The organism is Hartmannibacter diazotrophicus (assembly GCF_900231165.1).
GTDB classification, from domain to species: Bacteria; Pseudomonadota; Alphaproteobacteria; order Rhizobiales; family Pleomorphomonadaceae; genus Hartmannibacter; species Hartmannibacter diazotrophicus.
Genome location: NZ_LT960614.1, coordinates 3,959,019 through 3,980,416, shown reverse-complemented (window position 1 = coordinate 3,980,416; position 21,398 = coordinate 3,959,019). Strand labels below are relative to the sequence as shown.

Here is a 21,398-nt window from a genome sequence, read left to right as displayed (position 1 = left end):
TCCCGATATATTGCGCGCGCGAAAAACCCTCTGGACGCTGATCTTTTTTCTCGTCGCGGTGCTGCCCTTCGGGCTGACCGTGACGGGAACCCTTGCCATCGAGGCGGACTATCCGCCGGTCGGTGCGATGGAGGAGGTGGACGGCGTCAGCCTCCACTATGTCGATGTCGGCGGTTCGACAACGAAGGCGCCAGGCTCGCTGCCTGTGATCGTCGTGCACGGGGCGAGCGGCAATCTCCTCGAACCCTTCTATTCCCTCGGCAAGGCCTTCGATCCCGGGCAACGGGTTGTCTTCGTCGATCGGCCCGGCCATGGCTGGAGCGAGCGGGGTGGGGAGGCCTCGGCCGATCCCGAACGGCAGGCGGACCTTGTCGCCGGGCTTGCCGGGCAACTCGGCATCCAGAAGGCTGTTTTCGTCGGCCATTCGCTCGGCGCGGCTGTCGTTGCGGCGCTCGCCGTCCGCCATCCCGATCTCGTCGCGGGGCTGGTCTTCGTGGCGCCGGCGACCCATCCCTGGCCGGGGGGCGTTGCCTGGTACTATTCCGTCGCGGCAACGCCGGTCGTCGGCGATCTCTTCGCCTGGTCGATCTCGCTGCCGGCGGGCGAGGCGATGATGGAGGCCGCCGCAAAGTCGGCCTTCGCGCCGGAGGCCATGCCGGAGGACTATCTTCAGAGAACCCACATCCGGATGGTCCTGAGACCATCGGAGTTCCTGGCGAATGCGCGTGACGTCGCCCATCTCAGCGAGAATGTGACGAGGACGTCGAAGCGCTATCACGAGATCAAGGCGCCGACGGTGATCCTGACAGGCGACCACGACAGCGTCGTCTATCCCTCGATCCATTCGCTGGGGCTCTACCGGGATATAGCCGGCAGTCGTCTCGTGGTGCTGCCGGGGGCGGGCCACATGCTGCACATCACCCACCCGCAGGCGGTTGTCGACGCGGTCCGGGAGGTGATCGCCGACGCTGCGCAGGTCGCTGGCGCCTCATGAAAAAGGACCGCCGGCGCAAGGCACCGGCGGTCCCATTTCTCAAAGACGATGCTGCGTCCGGTCAGATGCCGCTGCGGCCGTCCGGACCGACGGTGGCGATGCGCAGCAGGTTCGTCGCGCCCGGCGTGCGCAGCGGAACGCCGGCCGTCAGGATGATCTTGTCGCCTGCCACAGCGAAGCCCTCGTCGCCGGCCACCCGCGCCGCGATCTGGACGAGGTCGGCGAGCTTTTCCGCGTCTTCGCAGATCACGGTGTGGAGACCCCAGGCCATCTGGAGGCGGCGAGCCGTCTCGGGCTTGGGGCTCAGCGCGATGATGCGGTTGAGCGGCCGCTCACGGGCAAGGCGCATGCCGGTGGCGCCCGAGGAGGTGAAGCAGACGATGGCGGTCAGTTCCATGCGCTCGGCGATGGTGCGGGCCGCCTCGCTGATCACGTCGGCGCCGGTTGCTTCCGGCTCGGCGCGCTGGGCGTTGACGATGTTGGTGTAGTTGCGGTCCTGCTCGACCTCGATGGCGATCCGGTCCATGGTCGCAACGGCTTCGACCGGGAAGGCGCCGGAGGCGGATTCGGCCGAGAGCATCACCGCGTCGGCGCCCTCGTAGACGCCGGTCGCGACGTCGGAGACCTCGGCGCGGGTCGGCACCGGGGAGGAGATCATCGATTCCAGCATCTGCGTCGCGATGACGACCGGCTTGCCGTAGCGGCGGCCGAGACGGGTCATGCGCTTCTGGAGACCGGGCACCTGTTCCAGCGGAAGTTCCACGCCGAGGTCGCCGCGGGCGACCATCAGGCCGTCGGAGCGGCGGGTGATCTCTTCCAGATGCTCGATGGCCTGGGGCTTTTCGACCTTGACCATCACAGCGGCCTTGCCGGCGATCATCTCGATGGCCTCGTCCATGTCCTCCGGACGCTGGACGAAGGACAGGGCGATCCAGTCGACCTTGGCGGCAAGGGCGGCGACGAGGTCGGCGCGGTCCTTGTCAGTAAGGGCGGAGGAGCCGATGGTCGTGTCCGGCAGGCTGACGCCCTTGCGGTCGGAGATGCGGCCGGCCACTTCCACCTTGGTCACCGCGACGTGGCCGTCGCAGGAGACGGTCCGCAGGCGCACCTTGCCGTCGTCGACGAGGATGGTGTCGCCAGCCTTCAGGGCGGCGAAGATTTCCGGATGCGGCAGATAGACCTTGGTCCTGTCGCCGTCGACCTTGTCCGAGACGAAGCTGAATTCCTGGCCGATCTCCAGCATCTGCGGGCCGGAGGAAAAGGTGCCGACACGCAGCTTCGGACCCTGCAGGTCGGCGAGGATGCAGATCGGCCTTCCGGCCTCCTTCTCGACATGGCGGATCGTCGCGACAAACTCGTTGAGCTTGTCGTGGCTGGTGTGGCTCATGTTGATGCGGAAAATGTCCGCGCCGGCACGGTGCAGCTTCGCGATCGTCTCGGCGTCGGAGGACGAAGGGCCCAGCGTCGCAAGAATCTTGACCTTCCGATTGCGCTTCATTTTGCGGTCGTTCCTTTTTGCGTCGGTTCCGTCAGCTGGACCGTCCAACTTCGCTGGTCCTGCGTGTCGATCTCGAAAAAACCTGTTCGGTCGTAGCCGCGCGCCACGCAATCCTCGGTCCCGAGGATCGTGAACATCTTGCGGCGCGTGCACATGAAAGCCTTGCCGCCCCATTCACCGCCCTGTTTGGCGTCGACGGCATAGATGTAGTAGTAGCGGGCGGCCAGGGGCCCGGGGATCAGCGTGTTGCACTTGGCTCCCGGTATGTTCCACCAGCCCTCCGTGGTCCATCCCTTCTTCGACTTGTAGCCGATCGAAATGCTGACCGTCGTTTCCGTCTTGTTGCAAAGACGCAGGTCAGCCAGAGCCGGCTGAGACGTGAGGCAGGTCAGGACGATCGCGGCGAGCCCCGCGACGGCCATGATCTGGCGCGCGGCAACCCATTTCATAGCTGCCGCCGTGAACCGTCTTCCCGGCAACAGGGCTATCCTGCTCTTGCGATTGATGTGATCCCGACCCATTCCCGCTCCGACCATTTCGACCGGCCAGAGCCACGTCTTTTTGCTTCGACCAACTAGGAGTGTCAACGGCCTATTCCTGTTATCGATGCTTCGTCCGGCGCAATCTGTTTTTCCGCGGCGTGGCAGTCGATCACCGGCAAAATCCTTTGTCAAATCGCTGGCTCGCCGGTGAGGGGACTGGTTGGCGAGGGCGGCCGCTCAGGCCATCTGCGGGGCAGGGCGCCTGGGGCGGGCGAACCAGATGCCGACCAGAATCAGCGCGCCTCCGGCCATCTGGTCGCCGCGCAGGCCCTCTCCCAGCAGCAGCCAGCCGAAGAAGGCGGCGGCGAGCGCCTCCAGGAAGATCACAACGGACGAGAATGCGGCAGAAAGATGCCCAAGCGCATAGGCTAGCAAACCTTGTCCACCAACTTGTGACAACAGCCCGAGCGCCACCAGGGCACCGAGCCCGGAGAGGCTTGCGGGCAGCATGGTCGGCTCCAGCGGAACGGCGACGAGGAAGAGGATGACGCACGTCACGCTGCCGCTGAGGATGCTGAGGGCCCCGCTGCCGACGCTTCGCCGCGCCACCCGGACGCTGAGGAAGAACATGCCGAAGAAGAAGGACGTGACGAGGCCATAAAGGTCGCCGACCAGGTGATCGGGGCTGAGGCGATAGTTGCCCCCCAACAGACAGGCGGCGCCGACGAGACTGATGCCGAGCCCGGCGAAGACCGTCTTGTCGACCGTCTCGCCGATGACGAGGCGGGAGAAGAGCACGACCCACACCGGCGCCAGCGTCGCCATGAAGGTGGCGTTGGCGACCGTCGTATAGGTGATGGCGAGATGCCAGAAGAAGAGGTCGCCGGCAAAGAAGAGGCCGGCGAACCAGACCGCCGGCGTCGCGGCGGCACGGCGGAGCCCGGCAAGACCGCCCTCGGCCAGCGCCCAGGCGAGAAGCGGGGGAAGGGCAAGCGCCATGCGCCAGAAGGCGCTGGCGAAGGGACCGACATCGGCCTCGCGCACGAAGACAGGCGAGATGCCCATGGCGACGGCGCCGCCCACAAGGGCAGGGATGGCCAGCATTCCGGCAAGGCCTTCGTTCCCGGCCCGGGGCGCAACTTCCGTCATTCCGATCCTTCGCGCATGCGGCCGTTCCGCTTCGGCTCACGCAGGTGCGCTTTCCTATGACATGCCCGGCGGCCTGTTGCCAGCGGCAAGTCGTGGACGGCGAACGGCGACTTGCCAAGTCCACGGCGATCGGAAAGAACGGAGGTCTTCAGCCGTCGGCGTGTTGGCCGGACGGACTGTCGGAGCAACAATGGAGCGTTCGATGAGTGTGCCCGCGTTCGAGCCGGTCGAGGTGATCGAGGGGGATCTTTCGCGCGGACTGCTGCTGCTCTGCGATCATGCCAGCAACCGCCTGCCGCCGGACTATGGCGATCTCGGCCTGCCGGCGGCGGAGTTCGCGCGCCATATCGCCTACGACATCGGCGCGGCCGCGCTGACGCGGGCGCTTGCGCGCGGTCTCGGGGCTCCGGCACTCATGACCACCTATTCCCGGCTGCTCATCGATCCCAACCGGGGCGAGGACGATCCGACCCTTTTGATGCGCCTTTCCGACGGCGCGGTCATTCCCGGCAACCGGTATGCCGATGCCGCCGAGCGCGAGCGGCGCCTCCAGCGCTTCCACCGGCCCTATCATCTCCGTATCGACGCCATGCTGGACGAAATGCTGGCGCTTGGAACCGTGCCGGTGATCATCGCCATCCACAGCTTTACGCCCTTCTGGAAGACTTTCGCCAGGCCCTGGCACGCGGGCATCCTCTGGGACAGGGATCCGAGGCTGGCTGTGCCCCTGATCCAGGCACTCGAAAGCGAGGCGGGACTGGTGGTCGGCGACAACGAACCCTATCTAGGGGCTCTCAAAAACGACACGATGTATCGCCACGGCACCATGCGCGGTCTTGCCCACGCGCTCGTCGAGGTCCGCCAGGATCTGATCGGCGACGCCGAGGGCGTTGCGGTCTGGACCGAGCGATTCCTTCGTCTTCTGCCGCCGCTGCTCGGCGCGAAGGACTTGCGCGACGTCCGGCTTCATGGTTCCAAGACCGACAGTCAGCCGACAGCACTTTCACAGGAATGAAGATCGTGACCAAGCCCGACCCCCAGACGGAAATCGAACTCCAGGCGGCCGCCTTCCGCCGCCTCGTCGATCATCTCAAGACGCGCACGGACGTGCAGAACATCGACCTGATGAACATGGCCGGTTTCTGCCGCAATTGCCTGTCCAACTGGTATCTCGACGCGGCCGGCGAGCGCGGGCTCGACGTGACCAAGGACGAGAGCCGGGAGGCCGTCTACGGCATGCCCTACGAGGAGTGGAAGGCAAAGTACCAGAGCGAGGCCAGCGACGAGCAGAAGAAGGCCTTCGAGGTCGCCAAGCCAAATCATTAACCAAACCGGTACCTTCGGCATGGCAGTTTTCGCGCCAGCCGAGCGGCCATCCGCTTTGCGCTCCGGGGCGTCCTCAGAGGTACCGGGGCATTCATGAAAAATCTGCGGGTGTTCCTCCAATCGTCGGCGTTGTCCGGGGAGGCCTCGGACGGCCGATGGCATCGGAACATCCACCCACCAAGCAAGAGGTTGCACTATGTCGGATACGGGGGGCGTTGCCGCCGGACAGCTCAAGGCGTTCGTGGAGCGCATCGAACGGCTGGAAGAAGAAAAGAAGGCGATCGCCGATGACATCAAGGACGTCTACGGCGAGGCCAAGGGCAACGGGTTCGATACCAAGATCCTGAAGCAGGTCATCAGCCTGCGCAAGAAGGACCCGGCCGAGCGCGAAGAGCAGGAGACCATCCTGGAGCTCTACATGGCCGCCCTCGGCATGATCGGTTCGCCGACGGAGTGATTGCCGCCGTCGTGCCTGTCCGAGCGCAGCACAAAAAAAGCCGCCGATGATCTCGGCGGCTTTTTCTTTGGATCGAAAGCGATTCGCTCAGCGGCTGGCGAGCTTCACTCGGGCTTCCGCGCCCGCGAAATGCTGCACGGGAATGCGGGTCACGGCCTCGCCGCCGAAGGTCCCCATCTTCAGGTCGCCATAGGGCTGGCCGGTGAAGCCGGCGCCGAAGACGAGAGCGGGCTTCTTGAGGAAGGCTGCCATGTCGCGCTGGTTCGGATGGACAAAGTTCCGTTCGTCGCCGAGGGAGGCCATGGCGTGCTGGTCGTAGATGGAGGCCTCGTCGACGGTGGCGACGCGCGTCAGGCGGGTGAGCGGGTCGCTGTCGAGCCTTGCATTCGGCTTCTGGGCAGCGCCCGCCGGCAGGACGAGGCCGGCCGTTGCCGACATCGACGGCGGAACGATTGCTCCGGGATGCTGCGAAAGGCTGTCGAGGACGTTGCTTTCGGCGGCGGTCAGCGTGCTCGAATCATCAGCGTAGCCGAGCGCGGAGATGTCGCCGTCCGGCGCCTTGCCTCCGGTGACGGCGGCGAAGGCCTGGCGCGCCTCGGCGCGCGGATCGGGCGTCGACGGCATGGTCAGCACCACCTGCTCCCTGTCCGGGGTCGTGTCGGCGGAGGCGTCGGCGACGACGAGTTCGGGCGTTGCCGGGGCTTCGGGCGCCAGTTCGGGGCGCTGCCGGGGCGTCACGTCAAGCGCTGCCACGACCGTTTGCTCGGCCGATGGGCTCGCCGGCGCTTCCTCGGCCCTGGCCATCAGGGCCAGAAGCTCGGGTGGCTTGCCGCGCGGCTGCGGCGGCTTGCCGCCGGCAAAGGCGAGAACGGTCGGTGCGGGCGTTTCAGGCGCGGCCTCGGGCGTCGGGATGGATGCCTGTGCCATCTGCGGCGTGTTCACGAAGACCGGACCGGTTCTGGGCGTTTCGGCTGCGGTCAGAACGGGGGCGGCCGGTGGGGTCGGCGCCGGGCCGGCAATGACCGGGGCAGGGGGAGCAATTTTCTGCTGCGTGGGGGCAGACCTCAGGTCGCGACCGGGAGGAGCCTTGGCGGCCGGAGCGGCATCGCTCTCGCTCTCGCCCGATGCTGCACTGATCTCCTCGGCATCGTCCTCGCCGCTGTCGAAGAGGAAGGCGAGGAGACCGCGCGACTTCTTTTTCTGCGCCTGGTTGGCCAGCGGCGCGCTGGACGGGGCGTTGCGTTTCAGTTCGGCCAGCGCCAACTCGTAGCCCTGCATCGGCTTGCCGTCGCTCGGGATGTGCACGGTCTTGCCGTCCGGGAAGACCGTGGCGAGCTGGGCGCGGGTCATGCGCGGCCAGTGGCGCACGCTGCCGACATCGACGTGGACGAAGGGATGATTCGAGGTCGGATAGTAGCCGATGCCGCCGCGCTGCATGCGAAGCGCGATCGTGCGCAGCTTCGCGACGCCGACGTCCGGCAGATAGAAGTCCATGGCCTTGCCGAGCGTGTGCTGACTGTGCTTGGCGACCGCCTTGGAGCGGGACCGCAGGGCATCGTTGGTGGCGAGCGAGCGATAGCCAGAGACGACATGGATCGGCTGCGTGGAGCCGGACAGATGGTAGACTTCCCACACCGTGTCGAAGAGGCGGGGGTCCATCTTGCGCGATTCATTGCGGCGCCAGTCGCGCAGGAAGCGGTTGAGTTCCTGCAGCGCGGCGGGAATGTAGCGTCCGTTGCGCTTGAAGGTGATCCTCAGGCTTTCATGCGTGTGCGTATTGTAGAGGCTGAGGACCTTGTTGTCGTCCGCGGCGCGGGCCGGAGCGAGACCGGCAAGGCCCAGCAGAAGCACGGCGGCGACCGACAGGGAGAGGCACTTGCGGGAGAGGGCCTGGTGCCCCCTCGACGACCGGAGCGTTTCACCGTGGGCGGCCGATGCATTGCCGGCCTGCTTTCCTGCCCATCCGAGAACGCTGCGACAGATTGAAAAGTACTGTTTCAAGTTAGCCTACCGAGTGTGCCCGAGTTGCTCCATCCCCAGATAAGAGAATCGAACGAAATCCTTAATTCACGGTTTACCGTAAAAACATTTCCGTGCAGGTTGTCGTCTATGCAACAGTCGGGCGCTCACGACTGGCCCAGCGCGGGGACATTAGCCTCTTCAGCCCGTGAGTCAAATACGTAAAGCGGACACAGCCGGCATTTTTTGCCGGCTGCCGCAGAAAACCGATGCATGCAGCATGCTTGGGTTGTGGATGCGCCTCCTGCCGGGCGGTGCCGGCAGGCAAAGGGACCCTCGTCAGAGCCCCAGCGCGGCCTTCATCCTGGCCGTATGCCCGTAGATGTCGTTGCGCATCTGCAGAGCGCCGTCGTCATCGACCCAGGCCGTGAAATAGGCGATGTGCACGGGAATGTGGTGATCGAGGTCAACCCTGCGCTCGCCTTTGCCGATCAATCCCTTGACCTGGGCAAGGGTCACGTTCGGCTCATCCTCCAGAATCGCCTGCGCGAAGGCGAAGGGGTCCTGCACGCGCACGCAGCCGTGGCTGTAGGCGCGGAAGTCCTTCTGGAACAGGCTGCGCGACGGGGTGTCGTGCAGGTAGACCGCATGCGCGTTCGGGAACATGAACTTGATGTGGCCGAGCGCATTGGCCTCGCCCGGCGGCTGGCGGATGCGGACCTTGGAGAGCGTGCTCTGGTCCCACCAGATCATCGAGGGGTCGACGACATGGCCGTTGTAAAGCGCCTCGTAGCCATGACGGGCGAAATAGGCCGCGGGGTTCTTCTGGATCTGGTGCAGCATCTCCTTGGTGGCAATCGAGACCGGAACGTTCCAGTAGGGATTGACCACGAGATATTCCATCTCGTCGGAGAAAATCGGCGTCTGGTTCTTCACCGTGCCGACGACGACGCGTGCCTCATGGACGATCTTGCCGTTGCGCCGAATCGAGACCTCGTAATTCGGCACGTTGACGAAAATGTAGTCGTTGCCAAGGTCGCGCGGCATCCAGCGCCACATTTCCATGTTGGCGATGATCTCGGATTCCTTGTCGCGCGCCTCGCCGTTGAGGACGGCAAGGGTATTCGGGCCGACGACGGCATCGGCGGTCAGGCCCTTGCTCTGCTGGAAGGCGCGGACGGCGGCTTCCAGTTCGCTGTCGTAGATGTCCGAATCGACCTGGGTCTCCGGCACGCCGAGGCGGGTGCGCAGGAGGGCGACACGGGCATCGCGCATGCCCGGATGCAGCGAGCGGCCGACCGGGATCACGGTGACCGGCGTTGCCTCTCGATCCTGCTGGCGCACCTCGGCCAGCTTGGCCCTGAGACGGCGGAAACCATCCTGAGGCGGATTGAAGGCTTCCAGCACGGCGCCCGGATCGGTCGCATCGGCCAGCCGGGTCAGGGCTTCCTGCGGGTCGACCTGCGGCGGGCGGCGCGTGATCATGTCACTGATCTGCGACGGCGCGACACTGCCGGACATGGCCCGCTTGGCATAGTCGAGCACCGCGACGGTCAGCTTGACGTCGATCTCGGCGGTCGCCCAGTTGGACGTCGGCATCGCGGCGTCTTCGGGGATCGTCGGCAGATCGAAATGCCGCGGATCGATGCCGTCCTCGCTCGCGTCCCGGATGGTGGCGATCACGGAACGGCCCCGGTCGGTGATGCGTCCCTGATCGGTCCACACGGGCGCATTGGCGCGCGCGGCATAGAACTCGGTCACCGCCTTGACGAGCGAGCGGCTCGTGCCGGCCGGGTCCGCGGTCAGATCCGTGAGGTAATTGTCGATCGCAAGGGCGACGCCGTCCTGGGGAACCGGATCGGTGACCGGCTCGATCGGCGTTTGCAGCGCGACCGGCGACATGACGGCACCGGGCGCGGCATGGGCACTCGGCTGGGCGAGCGCGACGGCGGCAATCGTGGCAACAGAAACGGAAATGATCAGACGATTCATTATCAAACCTCGTGCCCCTGTTTGGACCGGAGCCGGCTGGAAAGGCAAGAACACTTGAGAACGCGGGCTGTATTCACTTTGGCGCGTCACTCCGCTGCAACAGTTGCGACGTCTGTTTCGTCGATACCGTACTCGCGGAGCTTGCGATAAAGGGTCGAACGGCCGATTCCGAGCCGCCGGGCGACCTCCGCCATGCGACCTCCGTAGTGCTCGATGGCGAGGCGAATCATGTCCGCCTCCAGCGCTTCGAGGGTCCGGATGTGGCCGTCATCGGTGAGCGTGCGCAGGTAACCGAAGGGCGCGGCATTGCTGGAACCATTGGCGATGGCCTGCCCGATCATGGGCGACTCCATCGCATCGCCGGCGTGCCGGTCGGCGGGCGGCTGCTGGTCGCGCCAGCTGCCCGCGATCGGCTTGCCGATCATGCCGTCGAGCGGAAGCTGGCCGTCGAGGGCGGGGCTCGGTGTAGCGGACGACGGCGAGGCGAAGCCTGCCATCGGTTCGACAGCGGGATGCTCGACACGGCGCATGGCCGAAATATGACCGACCTGGGCCGCGATCTGGGGAAACTCGTCGACGGTCAGCGTGTCGCCGTCGGCAAGAACCACCGCGCGGAAGATCGTGTTCTCGAGCTGGCGGATGTTGCCGGGCCAGGAGTAGCTCATCAGAAGGTCGAGCGCGTCGGCCGAAAGTCCGCTGACGCGCCTCTTGCCTTCCTCGGCGGCAAAGCGGGCGATGAAATGGCGGGTGAGACCGGGAATGTCGTCGCGCCGCTCGCGCAGCGGCGGGATCATGATCGGGAAGACGTTGAGGCGGTAGTAAAGGTCCTCGCGGAAGCGGCCTTCCTTGACCAGCTCGATCATGTTGCGGTTGGTGGCCGAGATCAGCCGGATGTCGACCTTGCTCGGCCGGCGGGCGCCGACGGGGTCGATCTCGCCTTCCTGGATCGCGCGCAACAGCTTGACCTGGATGTCGAGCGGTAGCTCGCCAACCTCGTCGAGGAACAGCGTGCCCGTGTGGGCCTCCTGGAACTTGCCGACATGCTTGTCGACGGCGCCGGTGAAGGCGCCCTTCTCATGGCCGAAGAGCGTGCTCTCCACGAGGTTTTCCGGAATGGCGCCGCAGTTCACCGTGATGAAGGGCCGCTTGCGGCGGTCCGAGGTGCCCTGGATGGCGCGGGCGATCATCTCCTTGCCGACACCGGATTCGCCCTCGATGAGGATCGGGATCATCGAGACGGCGGCCTTTTCGCCGAGGCGGATGACGCGCTCCATCGACGGCGAGCGGGTGACGAGGTTCTTGAAGGTCAGCGTGCCGTCCGTGGCCTTCTTCAGGCGCTGGATCTCGCCTTCGAGGGCATTCACCTTCAGCGCGTTCTGGACCGCGACCTGCAGGCGCTCGTGATTGGCCGGCTTGACGATGAAATCGAAGGCGCCGGCCCGCATCGCGCCGACGACCGTGTCGATGCCGCCGCGGGCGGTCTGGACGATGACGGGGCGGGAAAAGTTGATCGTCGGCAGGCGTTCCAGCACCGCCATGCCGTCGAGTTCGGGCATGACGAGGTCGAGGATCATCAGGTCGACGTCGGAGCCCTTCGAGCCTGTGAGATATTCGATGGCCGAGGGTCCGCCATCGACGCTCGCCGTCTCGTAGCCGAAGCGGCGCAGGGCCTCCTCCAGCAGGCGCCGCTGGATCGGATCGTCGTCAACAATCAGGATATGGCCCGCCATACGCAGTACGTCCCATCTAGCCAATTTTCAGGAGGAAGCCGGGTTGTCCCCGATCGCCACGGTCCGGAGCCGACTGCTGTCAGCGCTGTTTTTCCGTTTATGCACGCATCGATTGCAAAATGCCGGAAATCCGGGCCGTTTTGTTTCAATTCGGGCCAATTCTGCCCGTCGGCGGTAAACAGGTCTTTAAGAATTCGCCGCAAATCCCTTGCAAGATCGGTTGATCCGGACCCCCGACAGCCAATATGTGTCGGACAGGAAAACGCCGCAGGCCGCGCATTGCCGCGCCGCCGCCAAGCAGAGGCCAGGGATCATTTCGATGTTTATCAAAAGGTTTTCCACAGCCGTTCACGATCATGATACCGCCGCCGCCGGCAAGGCGCTTGGCGATCTGCCGGAATGGGATCTCTCGGCGCTCTATCCGGGCATGGATTCGGGGGGCTTCAAGGACGATCTGGCGCGGGCCGGAACGATGTCGAAGGCCTTCGTGGAGGCGCATAAGGGCAAGCTGAAGAGCGAGCTCGATGCCGGTACGCTCGGCGCGACGGTGGCCGAATACGAGGCCATCCAGGAGCTTCTCGGCCGGCTGATGTCCTATGCCGGCCTCGTCTATGCCGGCGACACCACCGACCCCAAGCGCATGAAGTTCTATGGCGACGCCAGCGAGAAAGCGACGGCGGCGGTCACCCAGCTTCTCTTCTTCGAGCTCGAACTCAATCGCATCGATGCCGCGGACATCGCGGCCGGCGTCGCGAAGGATGCCAAGCTCGCCCACTACAAGCCCTGGCTCGACGACATCGCCAAGGAAAAGCCTTACCAGCTGGAAGACCGCGTCGAGGAGCTTTTCGTCGAAAAGTCCGTGACGGGGGCGGGGGCCTGGAACCGTCTCTTCGACGAGACGATGTCCTCGCTGCGTTTCGAGGTCGACGGCGAGGATCTGGCCATCGAGCCGACGCTGCATCTCCTCCAGAACCCGGACGAGACGAAGCGCAAGACGGCCGCCGAGGCGCTCGGCAAAACGTTTCGCGAGAACCTGCGCATCTTCACGCTGGTGACCAACACGCTTGCCAAGGACAAGGAAATTTCCGACCGCTGGCACGGCTTCAAGGACATCGCCGACTCGCGGCACCTGTCCAACCGGGTCGAGCGCGAGGTGGTGGACGCGCTGGTCGAGGCCGTCCACAAGGCCTATCCGCGCCTGTCGCACCGCTATTACGCCCTGAAGGCCAAGTGGCTCGGCAAGGAAAAGCTCGCCTACTGGGACCGCAACGCGCCCCTGAAGACCGATGCAACCCGGCAGATCGGCTGGGACGAGGCGCGCGACACCGTGCTTTCGGCCTATGGCCGCTTCTCGCCGGAGATGGCGACGATCGCCAGGCGCTTCTTCGACGAGAACTGGATCGACGCGCCGACGCGGCCAGGCAAGTCGCCGGGCGCCTTCGCGCATCCGACCGTGCCGAGCGCGCACCCCTATGTGCTGCTCAACTACCAGGGCCATACGCGGGACGTGATGACGCTCGCCCATGAACTCGGCCACGGCGTGCATCAGGTGCTGGCCGCGCCGAACGGGGCCCTGATGGCGCCGACGCCGCTGACGCTTGCCGAGACCGCCAGCGTCTTCGGCGAGATGCTGACCTTCCGTTCGCTGCTCGACAAGGCGGCATCCCCCGCCGAGAAGCGCACGCTGCTGACCTCCAAGGTGGAGGACATGATCAACACGGTGGTGCGCCAGATCGCCTTCTACACCTTCGAGCGCGAGGTCCACACCGAGCGCCGCAACGGCGAACTGACTGCCGACCAGCTCTGCGACATCTGGTTGAAGGTCCAGAGCGAGAGCCTCGGCCCGGCCATCGAGTTCGGCCCGGGATACGAGACCTACTGGACCTATATCCCGCATTTCATCCACTCGCCCTTCTACGTCTATGCCTACGCTTTCGGCGATTGCCTCGTGAATTCGCTCTACGGCGTCTACGAGAAGGCGGAGCCGGGTTTCCAGGACAAGTATTTCGCGCTGCTGAAAGCCGGCGGGACCAAGCATCATTCCGAACTACTGAAGCCCTTCGGTCTCGATGCCACCGACCCGGCTTTCTGGCAGATCGGCCTCGGGCTGATCGAACGGATGATCGGCGAACTGGAAGCCATGGAGGACTGAGGGCTGCCACTGGCATGGCCCGTGCTTTTCTCGACAGGGACAAGGGGCCGTCTCATGGGACGGTCCCTGCATTTCGGCAGAAGGACAAAGACCCGTGGATCTCGCACACACCCCCTATGACGGATCCTCGGCGCCCTTTACCATCGGCCTGAAGCCGCTCGATCCCACCCGCTGGATCGAACCTGACGCGCTGCTGGCCGCCTATCTCGACGAGAAGGACGCGCTCCTTCGGGACAAGCGGGGTCTGGTGTTCCAGGCCGAGCCCGAAACGGTTGGCGCCCAGGCCGAAGTCTTCTCGCTGCTTGCCGATTATCTGCCCGGGCAGTTTCCCGGCATCTATGCCCGCGAGGGCGACGCGATCCGGATTATTCCCGCGGGCCGCACGGTTGCGATGGACGCCGAAGCGCCGCTCCTCTCGGCGGCAAGGCTCGTCCAGGAGGATCTCTGCCTGATGCGCGAGGGGGAGGGCGGCTACCGGCTTGCGGCCGCCACCCTCTGCTTTCCCTCCTTCTGGTCGCTGATGGAGAAATTCGGCCGGCCGATGGATGCCATTCACACGACCGTCCCCGGCTATGCGGAGCGGCTCGGCACCCGCATCAACCGCATCTTTTCGAGCCTTCGCACCGAAATCCCGGTGGAGCGCTACAACTGGTCGCTGACGACGGACGCCCTGTTGCATCATCCGCAGACCAAATCCGATGCGCCCGACCGGGCTGGCGGCGAAGGCGGGCTTGCCTCCTTCATCCGGGTCGAGCGGCAGACATTGCGCCGTCTGCCGGGAAGCGGCGATATCCTTTTCACGATCAAGGTCATGGTCGACCCGATCGGGGCGCTTGAGGCGCACGCCGACGGTGCGCGTCTTGCCGAAGGTCTGCGCGGCCAGCTTCTGGCGCTCGATGCCGACCAACTGGCCTACAAGGGGCTGCTCGACAGCCGTGACGCGATTGCCGACCGTCTTCACCGGATCGCGTCCGGCGCCCTGTCCGAGCCGGCCGGCGCCTGATAATCTGCACCAAGAGTGCAACAGCTTCGGGGCGGGGGATGGCGACGATCGTCAACGGCAGAAACTGCGAGGGCTGCGGCCTGTGCTGCATGGTGCCGGCGGTGATCGAACTGGAAAAGCCCGTCGGCCGCTGGTGCCCGCATTGTTCCACCCGCAAGCGCTGCGACATCTACGCCGACCGGCCGCAGGAGTGCCGGGACTTTCATTGCGGCTATCTGACGGTGGCGGTCCTTGGCGAGGAATGGAAACCGTCCCGCAGCAAGATCATCCTGACGGCGGAGCTGGATGGCCAGCGTGTTCTCGCCCTCGTCGATCCGGCCCGTCCCGACGCCTGGCGGCAGGAGCCGTTTCAGGGGCAACTGCGGGCCTGGGCGAAGGCCGCCGTTCCGCATGGCGGCCAGATCGTCGTCAAGATCGGCCATCGCGCCATCGTGGTGCTTCCCGACCGCGACGTGGACCTCGGCGAGGTCGGCCCCGGCGATGCGATCATCACCGAGCAGCGCAACACGCCCGCCGGTCCCGTTCTCAATGCCTTCAAGGTTCCGCTCGACGATCCGAGGGTGCCGAAGCCTGCGTGAGTCGCGCGGCTCCCTTCTCTTTCGAGGCCTTGCTTGTTGCGCCGACCTTCACGTTATACATTTCGTATAACGTTGATGGAGAGGCACGTCATGAAGCTGGAACTGAAGAAGATCGGCAACTCGACCGGCGTCATCCTGCCGAAGGAATTGCTGGTGGAACTCGGTCTCGAACAAGGGGACACGGTCTTCGTCAGCAAGACACCGGATGGCGGCGTCAGGCTTTCGCCAGCCGACCCGACCTTCGACAAGGCCATGGAGATCGCCCGCAAGGCGATGAAGACCTATAGCAACACGCTTCGCGAACTTGCCAAGTAGTTCGGTTGCTGTCGCATGTCGGAGACCACCGCTATTCCCGAGCCGGTGTGGCTGACGCGCGAAATCGTCGAAGCCATCCACGACGAGCAACTCGCCATTTTTGGCGGGCCTTCTGGTCTGCGCGATGCAGGGGCCTTGGAATCCGCTCTCGGGCGGCCGCTCAACCGCTTTGCTTATCAAGGCGGAGATTTGGCGGATTTGGCGGCTGCCTATGCCTTCGGCATTGCCCGCAATCACCCATTCGTGGATGGCAACAAGCGGGCGGCATTCCTGTCACTCATCGTCTTTCTGGGGCTGAACGGGTTTGATTTCCTCGCGCCTGAGGCGGATGCCGCCGCCATCATCCTGTCCCTTGCCGCCGGCGAGGTCGAGGAAGAGGGGCTTGCCCGCTGGATCCGGGACCGGCTCGGCGGCGCCGGGCCGGGGTGATGGCGTGCCCTTGGCCCTGCCGCGCGCATGGACATTCCGGCCGCGAGACATTTGGCTCCGACTCTCCTATCTAGAGGTCACTGTTTCAGTTCTGGCGGAGCGTGATCCCCCTTGCCATCCTCATCCGACGACGAACGCAACCGGTTGTCCGCGCGGGCCATGCGCTATGCGCGCGTCGGCACCAATATCGGCGGCGTGGCCGCGAAGATCGGCGCCAATCGCCTGCTCGGCCGGGACGATGCCAATTCGGCGGCCTCGCTTGCGGCCACTCTCGGCAATCTCAAGGGACCGCTGATGAAGGTGGCGCAACTGCTTGCCACCGTGCCCGACGTGCTGCCGCCCGAATATGCCGAGGAACTTTCCCAGCTTCAGTCCAACGCCCCGCCGATGGGCCCGGCCTTCGTCAAGCGCCGGATGACCGCCGAACTCGGCCTCGGCTGGGAAAGGCGGTTCAAGAGCTTCGATCGCCAGCCGGCGCACGCCGCCTCGCTCGGGCAGGTCCACAAGGCCGTCAGCCTCAAGGGCGAGGCGCTTGCGGTGAAGCTGCAGTATCCCGACATGGCCTCGGCCGTGGAGGCCGATCTTTCGCAGCTCGATCTCATCTTCTCGCTGCACCGGCGCATGGGCGCCGTGATCGACACGACCGAGATCCGGCAGGAGATCTCGGAGCGGATCCGCGAGGAACTCGATTATGAGCGCGAGGCACGTCACGCCGCGCTCTACGCGGCCATGCTGTCGGGCCAGCCGCTGGTCCGCGTGCCGTCTGTCCACAGGGAATTGTCCACCCGCCGTCTCCTGACCATGGGCTGGCTGGAGGGGCGGCGGCTGCTCGACTACAAGACCGCCTCGCTGGAGGACCGCAACCGGATCGCCAAGGCGATGTTCACCGCCTGGTGGCATCCCTTCGCCGGTCATGGCGTGATCCATGGCGATCCGCATCTCGGCAACTACAGCGCCTTCGAGGAGGACGGCCGGCCTGAGGGAATCAACCTGCTCGACTACGGCTGCGTGCGCATCTTTCCGCCGTCCTTCGTCGCCGGGGTCGTCGAGCTTTACCGCGGGCTCCAGGAAGACGACGAGGCGCGCATCGTGTCCGCCTACGAGACCTGGGGCTTCAAGGGCCTGACGAAGCGGCTCGTCGAAATCCTCAACATCTGGGCGCGCTTCATCTACGGACCGCTGCTCGACGACCGGGTGCGCACGATTGCCGACGGCGTCAGCCCTGGCGCTTATGGCCGCAAGGAAGCTTTTCGGGTGCATCAGGCCCTGAAGGAGGAGGGGCCGGTGCGGGTGCCGCGCGAGTTCGTCTTCATGGACCGGGCCGCCATCGGTCTTGGCGCGGTCTTTCTTCACCTTGCCGCCGAGCTCAATTTCCACACGCTGTTCAATGAGGCGATCGAGGGGTTCCGCATCGAGGATCTCGCCGCCAGGCAGCAGCGGGCGCTCGAGGTCGCGGGGCTTTGAGCGAAGGCGTCTTCGACGAATGAAGGTCTGGTATACCATTGCGGGCCGGCCTCGATTTTGTCATAAAGCGAGGCCGTAGCGAGTGCCGCGGCATTCCGGTGCCTTGCCGGCATGCGGGCGGCAGGCTATCGAGACAAGGACCGGCGACAAGCCGGTGCGGAGGAGAGGAAAGTCGTGCCGGCCAATGCCGCCGCTTTCCGGAGGAACGTGGAGGAACGGGAATGGCTGAGCATACCAGCGCGATGGACTATGACGCCCATGAGAAGACCTATGCCAATTTCATCCATATGGTGAAATACGGCACGGCGGCTGTCGTGGTCATTCTGGTTCTGATGGCTGTTTTCCTCCTCTGATTTCGATGGCGGGGCCGGCGTCGCGCCCGACTGTCAATCTTGCTGAGCAGCTTTGATCTGACATTTCGGTCTGACCCACCCCGGCGGACTGGCGGGTTTTGCTCGCCTGAAACCACCTTGCCTGTCAGCGAGGTCAAGGGATCTACCGTTTGGAGGTTTTGGTAATGCGAATTGCCGTCCCTAAAGAGGTTGCATCTGGCGAGGGCCGCGTTGCGGTGGTTCCGGATGTTGTGAAGCGTTATGTCGGCCTTGGTGCCGAGGTGGTTGTGGAGACGGGCGCCGGTGCGCTGTCGCGGATACCGGACGGCGAGTATGAGGCGGCGGGGGCGAAGATCGCCGGCTCGGCGGCGGACACCTATGCCGGCGCCGACGTGGTGCTGAAGGTGCGCCGTCCCGAGGCGGAAGAGCTTGGCCTGATCCCGAAGGGCGCGCTGGTGATCGCCACCATGGACCCCTATGGCCACGAGGACGCGGTCAAGGCGATGGCGGAGGCCGGGCTCGTCGCGGTGGCGATGGAGTTCATGCCGCGCATCACTCGCGCGCAGGTGATGGACGTTCTGTCGTCCCAGGCCAACCTTGCCGGCTACCAGGCGGTGATCGACGCGGCCGAGGTCTACGACCGGGCCTTCCCGATGATGATGACGGCGGCGGGCACGGTGCCGGCGGCGCGCGTCTTCGTGATGGGCGCGGGCGTTGCCGGCCTGCAGGCGATCGCGACCGCCAAGCGCCTCGGCGCGGTGGTGTCGGCCACCGACGTGCGGCCGGCCTCCAAGGAGCAGGTGGAGTCGCTCGGCGGCAAGTTCATCGCGGTCGAGGACGAGGAGTTCAAGCAGGCCGAGACGGCGGCGGGCTACGCCAAGCCGATGTCGGCCGAGTATCAGGCCAAGCAGGCCGCCCTCGTTGCCGAACACATCAAGAAGCAGGACGTCGTGATCACCACGGCGCTGATCCCGGGCCGGCAGGCGCCGCGGCTGGTGACGGCCGAGATGCTCGCCTCCATGCGGCCGGGCTCGGTGCTGGTGGATCTGGCGGTGGAGCGCGGCGGCAACGTGGAAGGCGCGGTCGCCGGCGAGATCGTCGAGATCGGGGCGGTGAAGATCGTCGGCCACAGGAACGTGGCGGGCCGCATCGCGGCGACGGCCTCGCAGCTCTATGCCAAGAACCTCTACGCCTTCGTGGAGACGCTGGTCGACAAGGAGGCCAAGGCGCTCAAGGTCGACTACGAGGACGAACTGGTGAAGGCGACGGTGCTGACGCGCGACGGCGCGGTGGTACATCCGGCGTTTGCGCCGAAAGAGGCCGCGTAAGGGGCCTTCTAGGCAAGGAGGCGGGGGCGCCGGCTTCGGCGCCCGGCCCCCTCGGCGGGTCTTGCCGGGCGGCCATCTTCCTCGGGGAGGGGGCTTCCGGCAGTCTTGCCATTCTCGGCTGCCGCACGGCGCGTGCTTTCCGATTTTCCTATCCCATGAGGCCAACCGAACCTCGCGCGGGGCACGGACCCCGCGACTGATCCAAGGGGACAACGACCATGGCAACACTTTCACCCGACGAGGCGCTGGAGCGCGCCCGGGCGGCGGCGGAGGCGGCCCGGCTTGCCGCCGACCAGGCCGCCGAGGCGGCCAAAGCCGCCGGCTCCATCGTGGACCAGCTTGCGGGCGCCGCGCATAACGGCCTCGACGACGGCATCGGCGCGGCCGTCCATTCCATGAGCGGGGGCGCGATCGATCCCTTCGTCTTCCGCCTGTCGATCTTCGTGCTCGCGATCTTCGTCGGCTACTACGTGGTCTGGTCGGTGACGCCGGCCCTCCACACGCCGCTGATGAGCGTCACCAACGCGATCTCGTCGGTGATCATCGTCGGCGCGCTGCTGGCGGTGGGCGTCGATCTGTCGACGTCGGCGTCGGCGGGCATGGCGCGCGGCTTCGGCTTCGTCGCCGTGATCCTTGCGGCGGTGAACATCTTCGGCGGCTTCCTGGTCACCAGCCGGATGCTGGCGATGTACAAGAAGAAGGGATAAGGCGATGTCCGCGAATGTGATGGCGAGCCTTTATCTCGTCTCTGCTGTTCTGTTCATCATGGCGCTGAGGGGGCTTTCCAGCCCCGTGACCTCGCGCAAGGGCAACCTCTACGGCATGGTCGGCATGGGGATCGCGATCCTCACGACGCTGGCCGGCATCCATCTCTCCGTCGGCTCGATCGCGCTGATCGTGATCGCGCTCGCCATCGGCGGCGGCGCCGGCGCGGTCATCGCCCGCAAGATCGCCATGACGGCGATGCCGCAGCTGGTCGCGGCCTTCCACTCGCTCGTCGGCCTTGCCGCGGTGATGGTGGCGGCCGGCGCGCTCTACGCCCCCTCGGCGCTCGGCATCGGCGAGGTCGGCTCGATCCACGGCCAGGCGCTGGTCGAGATGAGCCTCGGTGTCGCCATCGGCGCGATCACCTTCACCGGCTCGGTCATCGCCTTCCTGAAGCTCGACGGGCGGATGTCCGGCAAGCCGATCATGCTGCCCGGCCGGCACGTGATCAACATCGCGCTCGCCGCCGCCCTCGTCATCCTGATCGTCGTGCTGGTCAACACCGAGAGCCACGCCGTCTTCTGGCTGATCACGCTGGCGGCGCTGGCGCTCGGCATCCTGATCATCATCCCGATCGGCGGCGCGGACATGCCCGTCGTCGTCTCGATGCTGAACAGCTACTCGGGCTGGGCGGCGGCCGGCATCGGCTTCACGCTCGGCAACACGGCGCTGATCATCACCGGCGCCCTCGTCGGCTCGTCGGGCGCGATCCTCTCCTACATCATGTGCAAGGGCATGAACCGGTCGTTCATCTCGGTCATCCTCGGCGGCTTCGGCGGCGAGACGGCGGGCCCGGCGGGCGGCGCGGTGGAGACCCGGCCGGTCAAGCAGGGCTCGGCGGAGGATGCGGCCTTCATCATGAAGAACGCCGGCAAGGTGATCATCGTGCCGGGCTACGGCATGGCGGTCGCCCAGGCCCAGCATGCGCTGCGCGAGATGGCCGACAAGCTCAAGGAGGAGGGCGTCGAGGTCAAATACGCCATCCACCCGGTCGCCGGCCGCATGCCCGGGCACATGAACGTGCTGCTGGCAGAAGCGAACGTGCCCTATGACGAGGTGTTCGAGCTGGAAGACATCAACTCCGAGTTCGCCCAGGCCGACGTTGCCTTCGTCATCGGCGCCAACGACGTCACCAACCCGGCGGCCAAGACCGACCCGACCTCGGCCATCTACGGCATGCCGATCCTCGACGTCGACAAGGCCAAGACCGTGCTGTTCATCAAGCGCGGCATGGGATCGGGCTATGCCGGCGTCGAGAACGAGCTCTTCTTCCGCGACAACACCATGATGCTCTTCGCCGACGCCAAGAAAATGGTCGAGAACATCATCAAGAACCTCGAGTGAGAGAACAGAGGGACCGTCCCCTTCCTCGGAAGGGGCGGAGCCTTCTCACGACATAAAAAAGGGACCGGTGCGAAAGCTCCGGTCCCTTTTTTATGGGATGA

At 65.5% G+C, this 21,398-nt stretch carries 20 protein-coding genes; 14 read left to right on the top strand and 6 right to left on the bottom strand.

Annotated features, from left to right (window positions below; genetic code table 11):
* Nucleotides 1-10: 10 nt before the first annotated feature.
* Complete coding sequence (locus tag HDIA_RS18550) at nucleotides 11-994, top strand: alpha/beta fold hydrolase (protein ID WP_099557519.1); 984 nt, start codon at nucleotides 11-13, stop codon at nucleotides 992-994.
* Nucleotides 995-1,055: 61 nt separating this feature from the next.
* On the opposite strand, the gene pyk is transcribed toward HDIA_RS18550, so the two are convergent.
* The 3 genes from pyk to HDIA_RS18535 all read right to left on the bottom strand — a co-directional run bounded on the left by pyk (nucleotide 1,056) and on the right by HDIA_RS18535 (nucleotide 4,123).
* Nucleotides 1,056-2,492, bottom strand: a complete 1,437-nt coding sequence (gene pyk, locus HDIA_RS18545) for a pyruvate kinase (RefSeq protein WP_099557518.1) — start codon at nucleotides 2,490-2,492, stop codon at nucleotides 1,056-1,058.
* Nucleotides 2,489-2,941 carry a DUF1036 domain-containing protein gene (locus tag HDIA_RS18540; protein WP_099557517.1) on the bottom strand — a complete coding sequence of 151 codons (453 nt, stop codon included), beginning with the start codon at nucleotides 2,939-2,941 and terminating at the stop codon, nucleotides 2,489-2,491. Before HDIA_RS18540 ends, pyk begins: the two co-directional genes overlap by 4 nt.
* A gap of 270 nt (nucleotides 2,942-3,211) precedes the next feature.
* Nucleotides 3,212-4,123, bottom strand: coding sequence for a DMT family transporter (locus HDIA_RS18535; protein ID WP_099557516.1), 912 nt, complete (start codon nucleotides 4,121-4,123; stop codon nucleotides 3,212-3,214).
* A 202-nt stretch (nucleotides 4,124-4,325) separates the two neighbouring features.
* Between HDIA_RS18535 and HDIA_RS18530 the strand changes: the two genes are divergently transcribed.
* From HDIA_RS18530 to HDIA_RS18520, 3 genes are all read left to right on the top strand, one after another.
* The gene (locus HDIA_RS18530; RefSeq protein WP_245883960.1) at nucleotides 4,326-5,138 is read left to right on the top strand and encodes an N-formylglutamate amidohydrolase; all 813 of its coding nucleotides are present in this window, start codon (nucleotides 4,326-4,328) and stop codon (nucleotides 5,136-5,138) included.
* A 5-nt stretch (nucleotides 5,139-5,143) separates the two neighbouring features.
* Nucleotides 5,144-5,449, top strand: coding sequence for a DUF1244 domain-containing protein (locus HDIA_RS18525; RefSeq protein ID WP_245883957.1), 306 nt, complete (start codon nucleotides 5,144-5,146; stop codon nucleotides 5,447-5,449).
* A gap of 196 nt (nucleotides 5,450-5,645) precedes the next feature.
* Nucleotides 5,646-5,906: a DUF2312 domain-containing protein gene (locus HDIA_RS18520; RefSeq protein ID WP_099557513.1), complete on the top strand. Its 261-nt coding sequence runs from the start codon at nucleotides 5,646-5,648 to the stop codon at nucleotides 5,904-5,906.
* 87 nt (nucleotides 5,907-5,993) lie between these two features.
* Here the strand turns inward: HDIA_RS18520 and mepK are convergent, their stop codons facing one another.
* The 3 genes from mepK to HDIA_RS18505 form a co-directional block, all read right to left on the bottom strand.
* Nucleotides 5,994-7,907 carry a peptidoglycan L,D-endopeptidase MepK gene (mepK, locus tag HDIA_RS18515; RefSeq protein WP_099557512.1) on the bottom strand — a complete coding sequence of 638 codons (1,914 nt, stop codon included), beginning with the start codon at nucleotides 7,905-7,907 and terminating at the stop codon, nucleotides 5,994-5,996.
* Nucleotides 7,908-8,204: 297 nt separating this feature from the next.
* Nucleotides 8,205-9,857 carry a L,D-transpeptidase family protein gene (locus tag HDIA_RS18510; protein ID WP_099557511.1) on the bottom strand — a complete coding sequence of 551 codons (1,653 nt, stop codon included), beginning with the start codon at nucleotides 9,855-9,857 and terminating at the stop codon, nucleotides 8,205-8,207.
* An 86-nt stretch (nucleotides 9,858-9,943) separates the two neighbouring features.
* Complete coding sequence (locus HDIA_RS18505) at nucleotides 9,944-11,587, bottom strand: sigma-54-dependent transcriptional regulator (protein ID WP_099557510.1); 1,644 nt, start codon at nucleotides 11,585-11,587, stop codon at nucleotides 9,944-9,946.
* Between the two features lie 319 nt (nucleotides 11,588-11,906).
* Here HDIA_RS18505 and HDIA_RS18500 point away from each other — a divergent pair, with 319 nt between their 5' ends.
* The 10 genes from HDIA_RS18500 to HDIA_RS18455 all read left to right on the top strand — a co-directional run bounded on the left by HDIA_RS18500 (nucleotide 11,907) and on the right by HDIA_RS18455 (nucleotide 21,297).
* Entirely contained in the window at nucleotides 11,907-13,739 is a 1,833-nt protein-coding gene (locus HDIA_RS18500; RefSeq protein ID WP_099557509.1) for a M3 family oligoendopeptidase, read from the top strand.
* 94 nt (nucleotides 13,740-13,833) lie between these two features.
* Entirely contained in the window at nucleotides 13,834-14,742 is a 909-nt protein-coding gene (locus tag HDIA_RS18495; RefSeq protein WP_099557508.1) for a heme-dependent oxidative N-demethylase family protein, read from the top strand.
* Nucleotides 14,743-14,780: 38 nt separating this feature from the next.
* Nucleotides 14,781-15,320, top strand: coding sequence for a YkgJ family cysteine cluster protein (locus HDIA_RS18490; protein WP_099557507.1), 540 nt, complete (start codon nucleotides 14,781-14,783; stop codon nucleotides 15,318-15,320).
* A gap of 90 nt (nucleotides 15,321-15,410) precedes the next feature.
* Complete coding sequence (locus tag HDIA_RS18485) at nucleotides 15,411-15,635, top strand: AbrB/MazE/SpoVT family DNA-binding domain-containing protein (RefSeq protein WP_099557506.1); 225 nt, start codon at nucleotides 15,411-15,413, stop codon at nucleotides 15,633-15,635.
* Between the two features lie 15 nt (nucleotides 15,636-15,650).
* On the top strand, nucleotides 15,651-16,064 hold the full coding sequence (locus tag HDIA_RS18480) for a type II toxin-antitoxin system death-on-curing family toxin (protein ID WP_425432904.1): 414 nt from the start codon (nucleotides 15,651-15,653) through the stop codon (nucleotides 16,062-16,064).
* A 159-nt stretch (nucleotides 16,065-16,223) separates the two neighbouring features.
* Nucleotides 16,224-17,528 (top strand): ABC1 kinase family protein, encoded by a 1,305-nt coding sequence (locus tag HDIA_RS18475; RefSeq protein ID WP_099557505.1) that lies wholly within the window; start codon nucleotides 16,224-16,226, stop codon nucleotides 17,526-17,528.
* Nucleotides 17,529-17,749: 221 nt separating this feature from the next.
* Nucleotides 17,750-17,881 (top strand): aa3-type cytochrome c oxidase subunit IV, encoded by a 132-nt coding sequence (locus tag HDIA_RS18470; RefSeq protein ID WP_099557504.1) that lies wholly within the window; start codon nucleotides 17,750-17,752, stop codon nucleotides 17,879-17,881.
* A 164-nt stretch (nucleotides 17,882-18,045) separates the two neighbouring features.
* Nucleotides 18,046-19,188: a Re/Si-specific NAD(P)(+) transhydrogenase subunit alpha gene (locus tag HDIA_RS18465; RefSeq protein WP_099557503.1), complete on the top strand. Its 1,143-nt coding sequence runs from the start codon at nucleotides 18,046-18,048 to the stop codon at nucleotides 19,186-19,188.
* Between the two features lie 218 nt (nucleotides 19,189-19,406).
* Nucleotides 19,407-19,895 (top strand): NAD(P) transhydrogenase subunit alpha part 2, encoded by a 489-nt coding sequence (locus HDIA_RS18460; RefSeq protein ID WP_099557502.1) that lies wholly within the window; start codon nucleotides 19,407-19,409, stop codon nucleotides 19,893-19,895.
* 4 nt (nucleotides 19,896-19,899) lie between these two features.
* A complete protein-coding gene (locus HDIA_RS18455) occupies nucleotides 19,900-21,297 on the top strand; it encodes an NAD(P)(+) transhydrogenase (Re/Si-specific) subunit beta (RefSeq protein ID WP_099557501.1) in 1,398 nt (465 codons plus the stop codon).
* The last annotated feature ends 101 nt before the right edge of the window (nucleotides 21,298-21,398 follow it).